Below are 2,063 nucleotides of genomic sequence, written 5' to 3' on the forward strand. Positions count from 1 at the left end.
GGCCTGGGTTACAGGCACACGATCAAGCAGACGGGAGCTCGTCGCCGCCGAGAAGACTGGCGATCCGCTACGCAGGGCTGAGTACGTCACGCACCATCGCCCATACCTCGGTGCGGGCGGCCCGGGTGGCAGCCAGGGACGGGATCGTGAGGAAGCCGTGGAACAGCCCGTTGTAGCGGCGATGCCGCACCGGGACCCCGTCGCCGGCCAAACGCTGCGCGTAGGCGTCGCCTGCCGAGCAAGGCGGGTCGAGCTCGGCGGTGACCACCACCGCGGGCGGTAGGCTGGCCAGCGACGACGCCCTGGTCGGCACGAGACGCACGTCGTCGGTGCCGTGCGGTGCGTAGTTCTGCCAGTACCACCGCATGGCACTGGTCGTGTTGTAGTGCCCGGTGCCGAACCGCTGATAGGACTCGGTCTCGAAATCGTCGTCGATCACCGGATAGATCAGAACCTGCGCCGCGACCTCGGGACCACCACCGTCCCTGACCGCGATGGCCACGGTGGCCGCGAGATTGCCGCCCGCACTGTCACCGGCCAGCGCGATCCTGGCCGGATCACCGCCCAACGCGCCCGCGTTCTCAGCCGCCCACCGCAGCGCCGCAAGCATGTCGTCATGGGCGGCCGGTGCAGGATGCTCCGGCGCGAGCCGGTAGTCCACCGAAATCACCACCGCACCGACCCCCGCCGCCATCGAACGACAGAACTCGTCATGACTGTCGAGATCACAGAACACGAATCCACCACCGTGCGCGAACACGATCACCGGCAGCGCGTCACCATCGTGATGCGGCCGGAACACCCGCAGCGGCAACTGCCCACCGGGCCCGTCGATCGTGAGGTCGCGCGCCTCGCGCATATCGGGAAGACGTTGCAGCGGAGCACGTCTGGCGCGGATCGCGGCCCGCACCTCGGCGGCGTCCATTGCGGCGACATCGGGAAATCCAGCGTCCAGCGCGGCCAGCATCGCCGCAACTTCAGGATCGCGAACAGCGCCCGGCCCAGTGGTCGGGAAAACTCGTGCACTCATGCAGGTCACGGTAAGTTCGGGCGGCGCCGCTGGAACCGCATTCTCCCGCTGGGCGGAAACACCAGGCCGGTGTCCGTTTGCGCGCGCTTACGGTCGGCGGAGAGTGCCCCGGAGATCTACCGGGCGGAGATCCGCGCCGAGGTGACGGGAGCCCCGCCCGGCGAACTCACCCACCGTCGGGGCGTGTCAGCCGCAGCAGGTCGCGCCGGAGGCGACGGCTTTCTGCTTGGCGTCGGTGCCGCAGCAGGCGCCCTCGGCCTCGGCTTCGGCTGCGGTGCCGCAGCACACGTCGACCGCTTCGGCGTCGGTGAGGCCGAGTTCGGGTGCGGTGCCGAAGGTTTCGCTGTCGGCCAGCACCGTGTAGACCTCCCATCGTTCGGCGCCCGGGCCGGTCACCCACACCTTGTCCTGGGTGGCGAAGCAACAGGTGGTCGCGATCTGCTCCTCGGTGAACAGGCCCGCTTCGGAGAGTCGGGCGATCTCGCCGTGGACCTGCTCGGAGGTTTCGACTTCGACGCCGAGGTGGTTGATGGATCCGCCCTGACCGGCGTTCTCGATCAATACGAGCTTGAGTGGCGGCTCGGTGATCGCGAAGTTGGCGTAGCCGGGCTTGCGCTTGGCGGGTTCCGAGTTGAACAGGGTCGAGTAGAACCGCACGGCGGTGTCGAGGTCGTCGACGTTGAGGGCCAGCTGGATACGAGACATGATCGAACCTCCACTTGTGTGACATATATCGAAGAACTTCTGATGCCGAGTCTGCTCACCTTTTCGACATATGTCAATACCGCGGGTAGTCTCGATTTCATGCCCAAGGCGCTACCCGTGATCGATATGTCCGCCCCGGTCTGCTGCGCTCCCGTCGCGGCGGGACCGGTCGACGACGCCGCCGCACTCGAGGTGGCATTACGGCTCAAGGCGATCGCCGACCCGGTCCGAGTCAAGCTGCTGTCGCTGCTACTGACCACCCCGCGCGGCGAACGCCACGGCGGCGACCTGGCCGCCGCGGGTGGCCTCGGCGAGTCCCCGGTGTCGC

Annotated in this window: 2 protein-coding genes and 1 pseudogene; 1 reads left to right on the forward strand and 2 read right to left on the reverse strand. The window is 67.9% G+C overall.

Annotated elements, in window-relative coordinates; translation table 11 throughout:
- Positions 1-67: 67 nt before the first annotated feature.
- On the reverse strand, positions 68-1,030 hold the full coding sequence (locus ACFWPJ_RS31295) for an alpha/beta hydrolase (protein WP_378856894.1): 963 nt from the start codon (positions 1,028-1,030) through the stop codon (positions 68-70).
- 186 nt (positions 1,031-1,216) lie between these two features.
- Positions 1,217-1,735, reverse strand: coding sequence for an ArsI/CadI family heavy metal resistance metalloenzyme (locus ACFWPJ_RS31300; protein WP_378856896.1), 519 nt, complete (start codon positions 1,733-1,735; stop codon positions 1,217-1,219).
- Positions 1,736-1,834: 99 nt separating this feature from the next.
- Here ACFWPJ_RS31300 and ACFWPJ_RS31305 point away from each other — a divergent pair.
- Positions 1,835-2,063, forward strand: a pseudogene (locus ACFWPJ_RS31305) (transcriptional regulator); the annotation flags it as partial.

The organism is Nocardia sp. NPDC058497 (genome assembly GCF_042720195.1).
In the GTDB taxonomy this organism is placed as follows: Bacteria; Actinomycetota; Actinomycetes; order Mycobacteriales; family Mycobacteriaceae; genus Nocardia.